Origin of the sequence: Shewanella spartinae, assembly GCF_019457555.1 — a bacterium.
GTDB lineage: Bacteria > Pseudomonadota > Gammaproteobacteria > Enterobacterales > Shewanellaceae > Shewanella > Shewanella loihica.
Genome location: NZ_CP080418.1, coordinates 1465612 through 1483128 on the forward strand (window position 1 = coordinate 1465612; position 17517 = coordinate 1483128).

Genomic DNA, 17517 nt, shown 5'->3' on the forward strand with positions numbered 1-17517 from the left:
AGCTGCCCATGAAGTCTTGGTGCAAAACATTACTGGCTTGCAGCTTGAGCCTGGGGTTGCTGTCGGCCTGTTCTTCTAACGATGTTGAGGAAGAGCCGGTAAGTCCGCTGCCGCAGATCGAGGCGAGCGTCTTCCCCGAGGTGAGCTGGAGTGCCTCCGTCGGCAGTGGTGTGGGTGACTATTACTCTAAGATCCGTCCTGCGGTGCGCTACGGCAAGCTGTTTGTTATGGATCGTTACGGTGAAGTCGCCGCCTACGACGAAGCCACTGGTGAGCAGGTCTGGTCGCTCGAGATCAGCTCTTGGTTCAAAGAGGGCGCCTTGTCTAAGAACAAGGGCGCGCGTCTCTCTTCTGGCATTACTGCCGCCCGTAACAAGGTGTTCTTCGGTGGTGAGAGTGGCCTGCTGGGCGCCGTCGATGCCGAAACCGGCGAGATGGTCTGGCATGTGACCGCAGGCGGTGAGCTGCTGTCGGCGCCAACTGTGGGTGAAGATGTGGTGGTGGTGCACACCAGCACAGGTGCTCTGGAAGCCTATAACGTCGATGACGGCAAACAGCTGTGGGTTTACGAGAGCAAGTTGCCAACCCTGACCCTAAGGGGCACAGGTTCTGCTGCCTATGAGGCCGGAGGCTTCTTTGTCGGCACCGCCGATGGCAAGGTCGCGGTTGTGGTGAAAAGCAACGGTCAGGCCGCCTGGGAGCAGCCTATCTATACGCCAAAAGGGGGTAACGAGTTTACCCGCATGGCCGACGTGGATATGAAGCCGCTTATCGTGGGCGAGAACATCTATGCGGTGAGCTATAACGGTAACCTGGTCTCTATGGAGCTGCGTACAGGCCGTGTGGTCTGGAGCCGTAAATATTCTAGCTTCAACGAGTTGGCTTCGGCCGGTCTGAACCTTTACCTGGTGGATGACCACGGCCGTGTGTATGCGGTCGATAAGCGTAACGGCCTGGAAAGCTGGAGCAACAGCGAGCTGACTAACCGTGAATTGACCTCGCCAGTGGTCTTCAAAGACTACCTGGTGGTGGGTGATTTCGAAGGCTATCTGCATTTCATCGATCGCGCCTCAGGTAAGCTGGTGGGCCGCGTCGAAGTGGATAGTTCAGGTTTATTTAGCCAGCCACTGGTAATAGATGATAAGATCTACGTCCAGAGTCGTGGCGGCAAGGTAGCAAGAATTACGCTTCCCTAAGGCGAGCTTTAACAGTTTTTAAAGCCCCTGGACCTTGTGCTGGGGGCTTTTTATTTAAGATATTCAGATAGATTTGTAGATTAGAGGCAAAAAAATGATTCCAGTTGTGGCCCTGGTAGGCCGACCAAACGTAGGTAAGTCGACCCTGTTCAATCGTCTTACGCGCACCAGAGACGCCTTGGTAGCTGACTACCCAGGTCTGACTCGGGATCGTAAGTATGGTCGTGCACATCTATCTGGTTACGAATTTATCGTGGTGGATACCGGCGGTATCGACGGCACCGAAGAGGGGATCGAGACCCGCATGGCCGAGCAGTCGCTGGCGGCGATCGAAGAAGCCGATGTGGTGCTCTTCCTCACCGACGCCCGCGCGGGTCTGACGGCCGCCGACGAGGCGATCGCCGAGCACTTACGCCGCCGCGAGAAGACCACCTTCGTGGTAGCCAACAAGGTCGATGGTATCGACGCCGACTCTGCCTGTGGCGAGTTCTGGGCCCTGGGCCTGGGTGAGGTATACCAGATGGCAGCCGCCCAAGGGCGCGGTGTGACCAACATGATCGAATACGCGCTGACCCCTTACGCCGAAGCCATGGGACTGACCCGTGACGGCGAAGATGAAGAGGAAGCCGACGAGCGTCAATACACAGAGGAAGAGGCCGAGGCCGAGCAGCAGCGTCTGCAGGACTTGCCAATTAAGCTGGCGATTATCGGTAAGCCTAACGTGGGTAAGTCGACCCTGACGAACCGTATTCTGGGTGAAGAGCGCGTAGTGGTCTACGACGAGCCGGGCACGACCCGTGACAGTATCTATATCCCGCTGGAGCGCGATGGTCAGGAATATGTGATCATCGACACCGCGGGTGTGCGTCGTCGCAGCAAGGTGCACGAGACGGTTGAGAAATTCTCTGTGATCAAGACCCTCAAGGCGGTCGAAGACGCCAACGTGGTGCTCTTGGTGGTCGATGCCCGCGAGGGGATCGCCGAGCAAGACTTAGGCCTGCTGGGCTTCGCCCTGAACGCGGGGCGCGCCCTGGTGATTGCCGTGAACAAGTGGGACGGTATCGATCAGGACGTGAAGGAGCGCGTGAAGAGCGAGCTCGACCGTCGTTTGGGCTTTATCGATTTTGCCCGTATTCACTTCATCTCGGCGCTGCACGGCACGGGTGTGGGTCACCTGTTCGAGTCGGTAGAGGAAGCCTACGAGAGCGCCACACGCCGCGTGAGCACCTCTATGCTGACCCGCATCATGCAGATGGCTCAGGACGATCACCAGCCACCGCTGGTGAACGGGCGCCGCGTCAAGCTGAAGTACGCCCACGCCGGTGGTTACAACCCGCCAATCGTGGTGATCCATGGTAACCAGGTGAAGAAGCTGCCGGATTCTTACAAGCGTTTCATGATGAACTACTACCGCCGTTCACTCAAGGTGATGGGTACGCCGATTCAGGTACGCTTCCAGGAAGGGGGTAACCCGTTCGAAGGACTGAACACCAAGAAGCTCACCGTGAGTCAAGAGCGTCGCCGCAAGCGTATGATGAGTCACATCAAAGACAAGAAGAAGTAACTTTCTCTGTCTCGCTAAAAAGGTCAGCCTAAGTGCTGGCCTTTTTGTTATCTAGGTGTTTTATCCTGATCAATCTTTTTTCTTTGGTCTTATAAACTACTTACTGCAAGCAAGTCGAACCTTTATAGGGATGCCGACTATACTCAAGAGTGCAGTAATTAAGGTAGTTTAACTCACCTGAGGATAGTGTTATGAAACACCAACAACCCCTGCTGCTTGCCGCCACGCTGGCTCTCTTGGCCGGCGCCGCCCAGGCTGCAGATAAACAGGCCTTACTGGAAGACGCGCTCAACGCCGCGCCGCCGACCCTGAGGGATAAGGTCACAGTGATGGACTGGGACAATAATGTCCTGCAAAAAGGTAGTGTCGACTATACCTGTTTCCCGACCCCGCCTAGTCTGCAAGGCACGGCGCCCATGTGTATGGATGGGCCCTGGATGGAATGGGCCGACGCCTGGATGAACAAGAAGCCGTTTCAGGCCAAGGCTGTGGGTATTTCCTATATGCTGGCCGGTGATGGTGGCGCGAGCAATACCGATCCCTACGCCGAGGGCGAAACCAAAGACAATCAGTGGATCGTCGAAGGGCCGCACCTGATGATCATCATGCCGGATCCCGCCTTGCTCGACAGCCTGCCTACAGACCCTTATGCCGGTGGTCCCTATGTGATGTGGAAGGGCACACCTTACGCGCACATCATGGTGCCTGTGGGGCCAAGAAAATAGGCCTTCGATTTTATTGAGTTGCTAAATACTCATTTTAACGCCCGTAAGGGCGTTTTTTATGTGAGGGTTAAACTACCGTCGATTGCACTTCGCCATCGACCAGCTTAGTGGTGAGGCGATCGCCCGTGCGGATATCTTGCGCGCTGTGCAGCACCTTGCCCTCGGCGTCGAGTGTGATGCTATAGCCACGGCTCAGGGTCGCCAGTGGGCTGACCGTCTCCAGCTGATGGGCGACAAATTGCAGGGATTTTTCTGCTGAGTTGAGCCTCGCCTGCATGGCGCTGTGTAATCTTTGGTTCTGATGGGTCAGACGGCTGGCGGCCAAGGCCAGCTGATGACTGGGAGAGACCTGGTTTAATCTGGCGTGCAGGGATTGTTGACGGCGCTCCATCTGGTGCAACTTACCGGTTAAGGCGGCGCCGAGCCTGAGTTGCAGCTCGTCAAAGCGCTGCTCATATTGCTGCAGGCGGCGCTTGGGATCCTGACGCTCTAATCTGTGGTGTAGCTGGCTGAAACGCTGGGCCTGTTTCAGGTCATAGTGTTGCCAGCCCTGCTTGAGGCGTGTCATGGCCATCCTGAGTTTGTCGGCCTTGCTGAGCGCATCCTGGGATAGCAGCTCGGCAGCTGCCGAAGGGGTAGGGGCACGCAGGTCGGCGACATAGTCGCTGATGGTGGTATCCACCTCGTGCCCCACCGCCGAAACGACGGGCAGGGCGCTGTTATAGATGGTATGGGCCAGGGCCTCGCTGTTGAAACACCAGAGATCTTCCAAGGAGCCGCCGCCGCGGGTGAGCAGCAGCACATCCACTTCCATCCTGTCGTTGGCCTGCATGATGGCATGACACAATGACTTATCGGCGTGCTCTCCCTGTACCTGGCTAGGGTAGATGATCACCTCGATGGAGGGGTCGCGCCTCTTGAGTACATGCAGTACGTCTCTGATGGCCGCGCCCGTGGCCGAGGTGACCACCCCTATGCGTTGAATATTGCTCGGCAGCGGCCGCTTGGTGTCGGCGGCAAACAGGCCTTCGGCGGCCAGCTTCATCTTGAGGGCTTCATATTGCTGGGCCAGTAAACCATCGCCGGCAGGGAGCATGGAGTCGATGATCAGCTGATAGTCGCCCCTGGGCTCATAGACGCTGATGGCGCCCTTGACCAACACCTGCTGGCCATTGGCCGGACGGAAGGTGACGGCGCGATTGCGGCCCTTAAACATGGCGGCGCGGATCTGGGCGTAATTGTCTTTGAGGGTGAGATACCAGTGGCCCGAGCTGGGCGCCGAAAAATTGGATATTTCTGCTTCGAGCCAGACTTTACCCAGTTCACCTTCGAGTAATTGCCTCACTTCTCCATTGAGGCGCGACACGGTGTAAACATTATTTTTCGGCATTTTCATAGGTTTTTTGCTACTAAAGCGACTTTTTTACTATTTTCCATTTACCAGACCCAATATGCAAGGTATAATCCCGCCGCAATATTTTACCTCTTATATCACCTACATGGGGAGATGTTGCCATGCTACGTTTAAAAAAAGAAGCACTAACCTTTGATGATGTGTTGCTTGTTCCTGCACACTCGACCGTACTCCCTAACACTGCCGTTCTCAAGACTCGCTTAACCCAAAAGATCGAACTCAATATGCCTATCGTGTCTGCAGCCATGGATACCGTGACTGAAGCGCGCCTTGCCATCGCTATGGCACAGGAAGGTGGTATTGGTTTCATCCATAAAAATATGAGCATAGAGCAGCAGGCCGAGCAAGTTCGCCAAGTAAAGATCTATGAAGCCGGTATCGTTCAGCAGCCTGTAACGGTCACGCCTAATACCACACTTGAGCAGCTGAAAGTCCTGACCGAGAAGAACGGCTTTGCGGGCTATCCTGTGGTTGACGAAGCCAATGAGTTGGTGGGCATCATCACGGGCCGTGACGTGCGTTTCATCACCGACTGGTCTCGCACCGTCGATCAGGTGATGACGCCTAAAGAGCGTCTGGTGACTGTACCTGAAGGTACGCCGCTGGATGAAGTGCAGAAGTTGATGCACGCTCACCGCGTCGAGAAAGTACTGGTCGTCGACGGTGACTTCAGACTCAAGGGCCTGATCACAGTTAAAGATTTCCAAAAAGCGGAAGAGAAGCCAAACGCCTGTAAAGATGAGTTGGGTCGTCTGCGTGTCGGCGCCGCCGTAGGTGCCGGTGCCGGTAACGAAGCGCGTGTCGATGCGCTGGTGAAAGCCGGTATCGACGTGCTGCTTATCGATTCATCTCACGGCCACTCTGAAGGCGTATTGCAGCGTATTCGCGACACCCGCGCCAAATACCCAGATCTACAGATTGTCGGTGGTAACGTAGCAACGGCCGAAGGCGCCTTGGCACTGGTCGAAGCCGGTGTGAACGCCGTTAAGGTAGGTATTGGTCCTGGCTCTATCTGTACCACTCGTATCGTCACCGGTGTGGGCGTACCGCAGATCACCGCAGTATCTGACGCTGCAGCCGCAGTTAAGCACTTAGATATTCCTGTCATCGCCGATGGCGGCATCCGCTTCTCGGGTGACCTGGCTAAGGCGCTGGCCGCCGGTGCATCATGCATCATGGCGGGTTCTATGTTTGCCGGTACCGACGAGGCGCCAGGTGAAACTGAGCTATACAACGGCCGTGCATACAAGTCATACCGCGGCATGGGCTCTCTGGGCGCCATGACACAAGGTTCTTCTGACCGTTACTTCCAAAGCGATAACGCTGCCGACAAGCTGGTACCCGAGGGTATCGAGGGTCGGGTGCCTTATAAGGGTAAGCTCAAGGAGATCATCCATCAGTACATGGGCGGCCTACGCTCATGCATGGGCCTCACAGGATGTCCTACCATTAAAGATCTTAATGAGAAGGCGGAGTTTGTGAAGGTAACCTCGGCGGGTATGGGTGAGTCCCACGTTCACGACGTGACCATCAGCAAAGAAGCGCCTAACTATCGTAGCCGTTCTTAATTATTGAAATCAGGCAGTGTCATTGAAAAATACACTGCCTTTTCTTAAGCCGGGTCTTAATAAATGACATTGGCGAAAAATCTGAAAGATAAAAGGTAAAGCATGAGCAACATTCATGATCATAAGATCCTCATACTCGATTTTGGATCTCAGTACACGCAATTGATTGCCCGCCGTATCCGTGAGATCGGTGTCTACTGTGAGCTTTGGGCCTGGGATGTGTCTGAAGAGCAGATCAAAGCCTTTGCGCCTAACGGCATCATCTTGGCCGGTGGCCCAGAGAGCGTCACCGCCGACAACTCGCCTCGTGCACCTGAATATGTGTTTAACGCCGGCGTACCTGTACTCGGCATCTGCTACGGCATGCAGACCATGTCAGAGCAACTGGGCGGCAAGGTGATCCAAGGCGTAGGCGAAGGTGAATTCGGTTATGCCCAGGTAGAAGTTCAGGCGGCATCTGAGCTGTTCAAGAGCATCGAAGATGCGGTCAGCGACAGCGGCAAGGCGCTGCTTGACGTCTGGATGAGCCATGGTGACAAGGTTTCTGAGATCCCTGAAGGCTTCGTGACTGTGGCTAAGACAGACACCTGTCCTTATGCCGCAATGGCTAACGAAGAGAAGTGTTTCTACGGCGTTCAGTTCCACCCAGAAGTGACTCACACCCGTCAGGGCAAGCGTATGCTGGAGCATTTCGCTCTGGATATCTGTCAGTGTGAGGCCAACTGGAAACCTTCTTCTATCATCGAAGACGCGGTTGCTCGTATCAAGGAGCAGGTCGGCGATGACGAGGTTATCCTGGGTCTGTCTGGCGGTGTGGATTCTTCAGTTGTGGCCATGCTGCTACACCGCGCCATCGGCAGCAAGTTGACCTGTGTGTTTGTGGACAACGGTCTGCTGCGTCTGAATGAGGCCGACCAGGTGCTCGAGATGTTTGGCGACCACTTCGGCCTGAATATCGTTCACGTCGACGCCGAATCGCGCTTCCTCGACGCGCTGGCCGGTGAAGCCGAGCCAGAAGCCAAGCGTAAGATCATCGGCAAGGTGTTTGTCGATATCTTCGACGAAGAGTCACGCAAGTGCGTTAACGCCAAGTGGCTGGCCCAAGGCACCATCTATCCCGACGTTATCGAGTCTGCAGGCAGTGCCACAGGCAAGGCTCACGTGATCAAGTCACACCATAACGTTGGCGGTCTGCCTGACGATATGGAGCTGGGTCTGGTCGAGCCGCTACGCGAGCTGTTTAAAGATGAAGTACGTAAGATTGGTCTCGAGCTTGGTCTGCCGTACAACATGCTTTACCGTCACCCATTCCCTGGCCCAGGCCTGGGGGTACGTGTACTGGGCGAAGTGAAGAAAGAGTACTGTGACCTGCTACGCCGCGCCGATGCTATCTTTATCGAAGAGCTGCACAAGGCCGACCTGTACAACAAGGTGAGCCAGGCCTTTACCGTCTTCCTGCCGGTTCGCAGCGTAGGTGTGATGGGCGATGGCCGTAAGTACGACTGGGTAGTATCCCTGCGTGCGGTAGAAACCATCGACTTCATGACGGCGCACTGGGCACATCTGCCATACGATTTCCTCGGCAGAGTCTCAAACCGTATCATCAATGAGATCGACGGCATCTCTCGTGTGGTTTACGATATCTCGGGTAAGCCACCTGCAACCATCGAGTGGGAATAATCCCGGGATAAGATGCGTTGAAAGATAGAAAGGGGGCATAGTGATATGCCCTTTTTTATTTCAGTGGCATTAGGTTCCAGCTAGAAAACTTAGCCGAGAAGCTTAGATGACAGCATGGCCCTTTGAGCTAAAACGATAGAGAGCAGATGAGTAAGCTGATAGATAATCAAGTCAGCCTGGATGAGCAGGCGGTAAAAGATGAAGCCTATATGCGCCAAGCCATGGCGCTGGCTGCCCAGGCCGAGTTGCGGGGGGAGGTGCCCGTGGGCGCGCTGTTGGTGAAAGATGATAGTGTGATAGCGACCGGCTACAACCTCAGCATCTGCCGCCATGACGCAAGTGCCCACGCCGAGATGGAGTGCATTCGCGCCGCGGGCCAGGTGGTGGAAAACTATCGTCTGCTGGATACCACGCTGTACGTGACCCTAGAGCCCTGCGCCATGTGCGCCGGCGCCATGGTGCATGCCAGAATTGGTCGATTGGTATTTGGCGCCGCGGATCTCAAGACCGGCGCGGCCGGTAGCGTGGTGGATCTGGTGCGCAGCAGCGCCTTCAATCATCAGCTTGAGGTGACGGCTGGGGTGCTGGCGGAGGACTGCGGTGAGCAGCTCAGCGCCTTCTTTCGCCGGCGGCGTCAGGAGAAGAAGGCACTTAAGATGGCAGAAAAAAAACAAGGGCAATAGGCCCTTGTTTTTTTTTATGCGTTGTTCGCTTGTTTTGCTTCAGTCTGATTCGGATTAGTCGATTGGACTCAGGCTGCCAGTTTGCTTGATGAAGGTGAAGAACTGCTTCTGTCGGTTGATGGTGTGCTGGTGGCGTATCTTAAGCAGGGTTCTTCGTCGTGAAGACAGATTGTTTAAGGTTTTTTTTCTCATGATGAACCTCCGTTAGGCCATTACCCAGACAATCACAGGCCGCGTCATATCTAGTTGGGCTGCGCGGCGGAAATCTCGCTTTGTGATTGTTTTTCGGCCGTTTGTTGTTGCGCTTCCATCACCTCATCTTGTAGTTGTTGATTCTGATTGTCAATCCATACCAAGGTGTCGTAGTAGCGCCTGATGTTATCCACGTAGTGAACTGCCTCGCTGCCGCGGGCATAGCCGTAGCGGGTCTGCTTATAGTATTTACGCTTCTGCAGCAGGGGCAATACCTTCTTCAGGTCGCGCCAGGCACTGGGGTTAAGCCCCATAGATTGTGCCAGCTTGCGGGCATCTTCCACATGGCCATAGCCTATGTTGTAGGAGGCCAGGGCAAACCACATGCGCTGATTCTCCGGAATCGACTCAGGCAGGCGATTGAGAATGTCGCTCAGGTATTTGGCGCCGCCGCGTATACTCTGCTCAGGGTCGAGACGGTTGTCGATCCCCATCTGTTTGGCCGTGGGCAGGGTGAGCATCATCATGCCGCGCACGCCGGTGGGCGAGCGGGCGTTGGGGTTCCAATGGGACTCCTGATAGGCGGTCGCCGCCAGCTTACGCCAGTCGAGATCGCCGGCATATTCGACAAAGTTATCGCGGTACTTGGGTAGCCGGCTATCTATGGCACGCAGGAAGGCGCGGGTGTCCACATAGTCGAAGCGCTTCACATGGGCGAAATATTTCTCGTTCAGGTGGGCCAGGGTGCCGGCTCTTTTTTCCTGATGCCAGAAGCTCAGCAGGTCACTCATCAGCTGATCGCTGCCGTTTGGCGGCAGCAGCCAGACCACGGCCTGTCCCTCTCGTAACACAGGGCCGGCCCTGAGCTCAGGCATATAGCGGCGGTTGATCTCGAAGGTGGTCGAATCGGCGATGGTGTAGCTGATCTCGTCGCGGGCGATCATTGCTAGCAGCTCTTCGCTGTCCTTATCCCACTGTTGATCCCATACCAGCTCGGGGTAGAGCTTTTGCATTTCCGCCAGGGTCTCGATAAAGGAGGAGTCTGAGATCACGGTAATGTTGTCATCCAGCTGACTCACATCCGTTGGGTACTTGGCGCCCTGTTTGTAGACCAGCACCTGATTAACATAGTAGAGCGGCGGCCCTAGCCTGAACTGCTCTCGGCGGCTCTGGGTGTCGGCCAGCCCGGCGGCGATCAGGTCTATCTCACCATTTCGCATCGCCTGGTAGAGATCGCTGATGGTGGGGTAGGGCTGCATGTTGAGCGTGAGCCCCTGATGTTTGGCGAAACGCTCGGCCATCTCATAGTCAAAGCCGGCGAGGCCCTGACCCGTGGTGACATAGATCTGCGCGCCGTAGAGGGTGCCCACGTTGAGCTGGGTTTTCGGCTGGGTTTCAACCGCTTTTGCTGCGTCCACGCGCTCGCCCTGACAGCCAGTCAGTAGCGAAACACAGAATAGAATCAGCAGGAAACTTCTCATTAAGTTACTATTTTTTAATCCGTTTTATAAAATGCGGCCGATGATTATATCACAAGCTGGTCAAAGGCAATAATGGCGATTATGTCGGCAGAGTTTGGTTGTTTTTTGTTGGATGAATTTAGCGTTTTGCCTGCTTAAGTATGGGGCATGAATTTGGCGCCGCGCCAGTTTCTTTGTTACGTAAAGCTGTTTTCGCGCTATGGTGATAATAAATCGAGGGAAACGCTGTTTTGAAGCCATGCTACGGATGATTTGTGCCCCACATTTCCCTATAATAGCGCCAGATCTGACCCTGCAATTATAAATAATAAGGTGAAAAGACGTGATGGAGATCATCCGCGGAGCCCCTGCATTATCAGCGTTTAGAGTCCAAAAGCTAATGGAGGCCTGTCAGAGTGCGGCGCTTCCAGTACAAGATATCTATGCTGAGTTCATTCATTTAGCCGATTTAACAGAGGCGTTGGACGCTGGCGAAACCCAGCAGTTGACCAAACTGTTAACCTATGGACCTGCGATTGAAGCACATGCGCCCCAAGGCAACTTGTACTTCGTAACGCCACGTCCGGGCACCATCTCTCCATGGTCGTCTAAAGCGACCGACATCGCTCATAACTGTGGTCTGAACAAGGTCAAGCGCCTAGAGCGCGGTATCGCCTACTATGTTCAGGCCGACAATCTGGATGACGCCCAGCAGAAGCAGCTGCTTGGCCTGCTGCACGACCGTATGGTCGAAGTGGTTCTGCCAGATTTCGAGCAGGCGAGCAGCCTGTTTGCCCGCACCGAGCCTGCGGTCTTTACCAGCGTCGACGTGCTGGGTGAAGGCAAGGCGGCACTGGAAGCGGCCAACGTTAAATTGGGTCTGGCGCTGGCGCCGGACGAGATCGACTACCTGGTAGAAAACTTCCAGCGTCTGAATCGTAACCCTAATGATGTCGAGCTGATGATGTTTGCCCAGGCAAACTCAGAGCACTGCCGTCACAAGATCTTCAACGCCGATTGGACCATCGACGGCGAGGTACAGCCAAAGTCGCTGTTCAAGATGATCAAGAACACCTTCGAGAAGACCCCAGATCACGTGTTATCTGCCTATAAAGATAACGCCGCCGTGATGGAAGGTTCTGTCGCCGGTCGTTTCTTCCCCGAGCCAAACGGGGTGTACGCCTATCATACCGAGCCTATGCATATCCTGATGAAGGTGGAGACTCACAACCACCCGACAGCCATCAGCCCATACCCGGGTGCGGCCACAGGTTCAGGCGGTGAGATCCGCGACGAAGGCGCAACCGGTCGTGGCTCTAAGCCAAAGGCAGGCCTCACTGGCTTTAGCGTATCAAACCTTAAGATCCCAGGCTTCGTTCAGCCATGGGAAGGCGATTATGGTAAGCCAGATCGCATCGTGACCGCGCTGGATATCATGACCGAAGGTCCACTGGGCGGCGCGGCCTTTAACAACGAATTTGGTCGTCCGGCGCTGCTGGGCTACTTCCGTACCTATGAGCAGGAAGTCTCTAGCCACAACGGCGTCGAGGTACGTGGCTATCACAAGCCAATCATGCTTGCCGGTGGTCTGGGTAATATCCGCGAAGAGCATGTGCAGAAGGGTGAGATCACCGTGGGCGCCAAGCTTATAGTACTGGGTGGCCCTGCGATGAACATCGGCCTGGGCGGCGGCGCGGCATCTTCAATGGCTTCAGGCCAATCGAGTGAAGATCTCGACTTTGCCTCGGTACAACGTGATAACCCAGAGATGGAGCGTCGCTGTCAGGAAGTGATCGATCGCTGCTGGCAGATGGGCGAAGCCAACCCGATTCAATTTATCCACGACGTGGGTGCGGGCGGTCTGTCGAACGCCTTCCCTGAGCTGGTGGACGACGGTGGACGCGGCGGTCGTTTCGAGCTGCGCAACGTGCCATCGGACGAGCCTGGCATGAGCCCGCTGGAGATCTGGTGTAACGAGTCGCAAGAGCGTTATGTACTCTCTGTGGCGCCGGAAAACCTCGAGCTGTTCACCGCCATCTGTGAGCGTGAGCGCGCGCCATTTGCCGTGGTGGGTGAGGCGACTGAGGAGCGTCACCTGACCCTGTCGGATGAACACTTCGACAACAAGCCTATCGATCTGCCGCTAGAGGTTCTTCTAGGCAAGGCGCCTAAGATGAGCCGTGACGTGGTGTCGCAAAAGGCGGACTCGCCTGCGCTGGCACAAGAGACCATCGAACTCAAAGATGCGGTGCGCCGCGTACTGCGTCTGCCAACCGTTGCCGAAAAGACCTTCCTGATCACTATCGGTGACCGCACGGTTACCGGTCTGGTGAATCGTGACCAGATGGTCGGTCCTTGGCAGGTGCCTGTGGCCGACTGCGCCGTGACAGCATCAAGCTTCGATTCTTACAGCGGTGAAGCCATGTCTATGGGCGAGCGTACGCCGCTGGCATTGCTGGACTTTGGCGCCTCGGCGCGCATGGCGGTAGCCGAATCTATCATGAACATCGCCGGTAGCGATATCGGTTCACTCAAGCGTATCAAGCTGTCGGCCAACTGGATGTCTGCCGCGGGTCACCCGGGTGAAGACGCAGGCCTGTACGAGGCGGTCAAGGCCGTGGGCGAAGAGCTGTGTCCTGAGCTGGATCTCACCATCCCAGTGGGTAAAGACTCGATGTCGATGAAGACCGCCTGGCAAGATGGCGGTGAAGATAAAACGGTTACCTCGCCTATGTCGCTGGTGATCACTGCCTTCGGTGCGGTGCAAGATATTCGTAAGACGGTAACCCCAGAGCTGAGAAGCGACAAGGGCGACACCGAGCTGCTGCTGGTGGACCTTAGCCAGGGCGAGCGTCGTCTGGGCGGTTCTTGTCTGGCTCAGGTATACGGTGAGCTGGGCGACAAGGCGCCAGATTTGGCCGATGCGGCATTGCTGCGCGGCTTCTTCGAGGTGACTCAGGCGCTGGTGGCTGATAAGGCACTGCTAGCCTATCACGACCGTAGCGACGGTGGTCTATTCACGACGCTGGTTGAGATGGCGTTCGCCGGTAACACGGGTCTGGATGTGGATCTCAGCGCGCTGACGGGCACTCATTTAGAGCGTCTGTTCAACGAAGAGCTGGGCGCCGTGATCCAGGTGCGCGCAGCCGATAGCCAGGCTATCAAGGCGCAGTATCAGGCGGCCGGTGTGGCTTGCCATGTGGTTGCTAAGCCAGTGGCTGGCGACAGCATCATCATCCGTGATGCAGCGACTGAGGTATTAGCCGAGTCACGCACCGAGCTGCGTACCATCTGGGCCGAGACCACCTATCGCATGCAGGCGATGCGTGACAACCCTGAGTGTGCTGAGGAAGAGTTCAAGCTCAAGCAGGTGGCAGATGCCCCAGGCTTGACCGTCGATCTCAAGTTCGACCCGAGCGAAGATATCGCCGCGCCTTATATCCTCAAGGGCATAGCGCCTAAGATGGCTATCCTGCGTGAGCAGGGGGTTAACTCTCACCTCGAGATGGCTGCTGCGTTTGACCGCGCCGGCTTCGAGAGTCGCGACGTTCACATGTCTGACATCCTCTCGGGCCGTATCAGCCTCGAAGAGTTCCAGGGCCTGGCGGCTTGTGGTGGCTTCTCCTACGGTGACGTACTGGGCGCCGGTGAAGGTTGGGCTAAGTCGATTCTGTTTAACAGCCGCGCCCGCGAAGAGTTCAGCCGCTTCTTCGAGCGCAGCGACAGCTTCGCCCTAGGGGTATGTAACGGTTGTCAGATGCTCTCTAACCTGAAAGATATCATTCCGGGTACCGAGCATTGGCCACACTTCGTGCGTAACCGCTCCGAGCGTTTCGAGGCGCGTTTCAGCCTGGTGGAAGTGCAGAAGAGCCCATCCTTCTTCTTCGAAGGCATGGAAGGTTCACGTATGCCGATCGCCGTGTCTCATGGTGAGGGGCGCGCCGAGTTTGCATCGCCTGAGGCGCTGGCCGCCGCAGAGGCGTCTGGCACTATCGCGCTGCGCTTCGTCGATGGCCATGGCCAGATAGCGACGCAATACCCAGAGAACCCTAACGGTTCGCCAAACGCCTTAACCGGTATCTGTAGCACAGACGGTCGCGTCACCATCATGATGCCGCACCCAGAGCGTGTGTTTAGAACCGTAGCGAACTCTTGGCATCCTGACGAGTGGGGCGAAGATAGCCCATGGATGAGAATGTTCAGAAACGTCCGCGCTAAATTAGGTTAACCTAAGCTTGGCGGTATAATTGATGCAAAAAGGGCCTCGAAAATTCGAGGCCCTTTTTTTATACCCATAAAGAGTTAGTTTAAACCCACACAGATACATGCACTTAGCCTTACTTTATTACATTCTGAACTGCTAAACAGCCATAAAGTAGGGGTATCGATGGTTTTTTCCTTTAATTCGCGCAAATCACGCTTAATGGGATCTGCCCCGAAAATCGCTAAAAGGCGACATTATTTATTTAGCGTCTGCTAAACTAATCTAAAATCATCTAAACCAAGTCGTTAGAAAGTAAAAAGCCACCGCCTTCGAGGAGAAAACGGTGGCCGTTTTGCGCTAACAAAACTTCAAGCAATGGAGGGTTAAGGTGCTATTTACAGCTCTCTTGCAGTATAGAGTTCAACAAAAGTGCGCTTGTAGCTGTTAACTAGACGATCAAATAGGTTTTTCATAACGGATTCTCCACACAGTGATTAATGATGTGAGCGGAGTGTGGCTTGCCGGGCAACTTCACCGGGTTGATTGAGCCGTCTCCTTAACACAGGCATATAGTAAGCAAATGTCGCCTAGGGAACAAACGATTAAAATTGCAAGTTCACATTAGTAATTTTAATCTCTGAAGGCTGTGCTTGGTGTGGTGTTGATGTTTTTAATTTTGTATGTCATTGATTTTGCTTGTTTGTGTTGTTAGTTATGCGGTGTTTTTGGGTTACATATATTGACTCTTTAATTGTTAAATCTTGTTAAATGTTGCGTTTTGCGCGATGTGAGCTGAAATTTGCTAAAAATAGCCTTTTTATCAAAATTTAATGACCTCCTATCACGTTTTCAATGTTTTGGCAAGCGTGTTGCCGGGTGAAGTGTGGCGCCGTCCGCAAAACCCACTATCCGCGCCGTGTTTGATTGATTTGAATCAAATTTGAATGGTATAAAATGGTTAGGGTACGTTTGATATGCCTTGTTGTAAGTTTTTGAAAAAAATAATTTAAATTGATTTTCTCGGCCGTGTTCTGCGACGGGGGTTTAAAAACCAAAAGGTTTTGTGAGCCGCCTCTCAAAAACTGGGGTGAGAGGGCCTTTTTGAGCGTCAGCGACGCTTGAGCGAGGCAAAAAGTTAAAATTTGGCGGTTTGTGAGACTCGGGTCTGACAAATTACTTGAATAATAAAATTCCTAAATAGGCATTTTTCCGGGTTGATGGGGATCTAACCTTGAAGAATGATCGCACCACCTAAGGAGTCACTGATGATTGTTGAAGAGGTTGTAGAGCTCTCGCGCTTACAGTTTGCGCTGACAGCTATGTATCACTTCCTGTTTGTACCTTTGACCTTGGGGCTGGCGTTCTTGCTGGCCATTATGGAATCACTCTATGTGATGACCAATAAGCAGATTTATAAAGATATGACCAAGTTCTGGGGTAAGCTTTTTGGTATTAACTTCGCCCTGGGCGTAACCACAGGTCTGGCGATGGAGTTCCAGTTTGGGACTAACTGGTCATACTATTCTCACTATGTGGGTGACATCTTCGGTGCGCCACTGGCTATCGAAGGCTTGATGGCCTTCTTCCTCGAATCTACCCTGGTGGGTATGTTCTTCTTCGGTTGGGACAGATTCAGCAAGCGTCAACACCTGGCGGTGACCTGGTTGGTGGCCCTGGGCTCGAACATGTCGGCGCTGTGGATCTTGGTAGCCAACGGCTGGATGCAGAACCCAGTCGGTAGTGTATTCAACTATGAAACCATGCGTATGGAGATGACCAGCTTCGCCGAAGTCCTGTTCAACCCGGTTGCGCAGGTGAAGTTTGTTCATACTGTGGCTTCTGGCTATGTGGCCGGCGCCATGTTTGTTCTGGCCATCAGTTCTTACTACATCCTAAAGAAGCGTGACTTGCCGTTTGCCCGTCGCTCATTTGCCATCGCGGCAAGCTTCGGTATGGCGTCTATCCTGTCGGTCATCGTACTGGGTGACGAGTCAGGCTATAAGGTGGGTGAGGCCCAGCGCGTTAAGCTTGCGGCTATCGAAGCCGAATGGCACACAGAACCTGCACCAGCGGCCTTTACCGCTGTGGGTTTCCCTAATCAGGAAACCATGCATACCGACTACGCCATCAAGATCCCATATGCCATGGGTATCATCGCCACCCGTTCTATCGATGAAGAGGTTACCGGTATCCGCGACCTTATCGTCGAGCACGAGGAGCGTATTCGCAACGGTATGAAGGCTTATGCCATGTTGACCGAGCTGCGCGCCGGCAAGGAAACCCCTGAGCTACGTGCCGCCTTCGAAGAGGCTAAAGTCGACCTGGGTTATGGTTTGCTGCTGAAGCGTTACACAGACAACGTGGTCGATGCCACAGAAGAGCAGATCAAGGCCGCGGCCAAAGACTCTATCCCATCGGTTGCGCCTATGTTTTGGAGCTTCCGTGTGATGGTTGGCTTGGGTGTAATCATGCTGTTCGTGTTTGCGGCGGCCTTCTGGCAGAGCACACGTCATCAGATCGAAGAGAAGCCTTGGGTACTTAAGGCGGCGCTATACAGCCTGCCACTGCCTTGGATCGCCATCGAGTGTGGTTGGTTCGTGGCCGAGTACGGTCGTCAGCCTTGGACCATTTCCGAGGTGCTGCCAACCTTCATGTCGGCCTCTAGCCTGACGGCTGCGGATCTCTGGTTCAGTATCATCTCTATCACGCTCTTCTACACAGTCCTGCTGGTGATTGAGCTGTTCTTGATGATCAAGTTTGCACGTAAGGGACCTAGCAGTCTCAAGACGGGCCGTTATCACTTTGAAAACCTAGAAGCTTAAACCGGAGAT

General features: G+C 54.5%; 11 protein-coding genes. 8 read left to right on the plus strand and 3 right to left on the minus strand.

The window, feature by feature from the left end:
• Positions 1–8 precede the first annotated feature (8 nt).
• From bamB to K0I31_RS06495, 3 genes are all read left to right on the plus strand, one after another.
• Positions 9–1196 (plus strand): outer membrane protein assembly factor BamB, encoded by a 1188-nt coding sequence (bamB, locus tag K0I31_RS06485; protein ID WP_011865095.1) that lies wholly within the window; start codon positions 9–11, stop codon positions 1194–1196.
• A gap of 94 nt (positions 1197–1290) precedes the next feature.
• Positions 1291–2760 (plus strand): ribosome biogenesis GTPase Der, encoded by a 1470-nt coding sequence (der, locus tag K0I31_RS06490; protein WP_220044696.1) that lies wholly within the window; start codon positions 1291–1293, stop codon positions 2758–2760.
• Between the two features lie 191 nt (positions 2761–2951).
• Complete coding sequence (locus tag K0I31_RS06495) at positions 2952–3485, plus strand: hypothetical protein (protein WP_011865097.1); 534 nt, start codon at positions 2952–2954, stop codon at positions 3483–3485.
• Positions 3486–3552: 67 nt separating this feature from the next.
• Here K0I31_RS06495 and xseA read toward each other — a convergent pair whose 3' ends face one another.
• Positions 3553–4881 (minus strand): exodeoxyribonuclease VII large subunit, encoded by a 1329-nt coding sequence (xseA, locus tag K0I31_RS06500; protein ID WP_220080286.1) that lies wholly within the window; start codon positions 4879–4881, stop codon positions 3553–3555.
• Positions 4882–5000: 119 nt separating this feature from the next.
• On the opposite strand from xseA, the gene guaB reads away from it, so the two are divergent.
• The 3 genes from guaB (at position 5001) to tadA (ending at position 8830) form a co-directional block, all read left to right on the plus strand.
• Positions 5001–6467, plus strand: a complete 1467-nt coding sequence (guaB, locus tag K0I31_RS06505; RefSeq protein ID WP_011865099.1) for an IMP dehydrogenase — start codon at positions 5001–5003, stop codon at positions 6465–6467.
• A 102-nt stretch (positions 6468–6569) separates the two neighbouring features.
• Complete coding sequence (gene guaA, locus K0I31_RS06510) at positions 6570–8147, plus strand: glutamine-hydrolyzing GMP synthase (RefSeq protein WP_220080287.1); 1578 nt, start codon at positions 6570–6572, stop codon at positions 8145–8147.
• A 146-nt stretch (positions 8148–8293) separates the two neighbouring features.
• Positions 8294–8830 (plus strand): tRNA adenosine(34) deaminase TadA, encoded by a 537-nt coding sequence (gene tadA, locus K0I31_RS06515; RefSeq protein ID WP_220080288.1) that lies wholly within the window; start codon positions 8294–8296, stop codon positions 8828–8830.
• Positions 8831–8884: 54 nt separating this feature from the next.
• Here tadA and K0I31_RS06520 read toward each other — a convergent pair whose 3' ends face one another.
• Positions 8885–9022 (minus strand): hypothetical protein, encoded by a 138-nt coding sequence (locus tag K0I31_RS06520; RefSeq protein WP_190272411.1) that lies wholly within the window; start codon positions 9020–9022, stop codon positions 8885–8887.
• Between the two features lie 50 nt (positions 9023–9072).
• Positions 9073–10503 carry a membrane-bound lytic murein transglycosylase MltF gene (gene mltF, locus K0I31_RS06525; RefSeq protein WP_011865102.1) on the minus strand — a complete coding sequence of 477 codons (1431 nt, stop codon included), beginning with the start codon at positions 10501–10503 and terminating at the stop codon, positions 9073–9075.
• Positions 10504–10828: 325 nt separating this feature from the next.
• Here mltF and purL point away from each other — a divergent pair, with 325 nt between their 5' ends.
• Both purL and K0I31_RS06535 read left to right on the plus strand, forming a co-directional pair.
• Complete coding sequence (gene purL, locus K0I31_RS06530; RefSeq protein ID WP_220080787.1) at positions 10829–14710, plus strand: phosphoribosylformylglycinamidine synthase; 3882 nt, start codon at positions 10829–10831, stop codon at positions 14708–14710.
• Positions 14711–15951: 1241 nt separating this feature from the next.
• Positions 15952–17508 carry a cytochrome ubiquinol oxidase subunit I gene (locus K0I31_RS06535; RefSeq protein WP_220073471.1) on the plus strand — a complete coding sequence of 519 codons (1557 nt, stop codon included), beginning with the start codon at positions 15952–15954 and terminating at the stop codon, positions 17506–17508.
• The last annotated feature ends 9 nt before the right edge of the window (positions 17509–17517 follow it).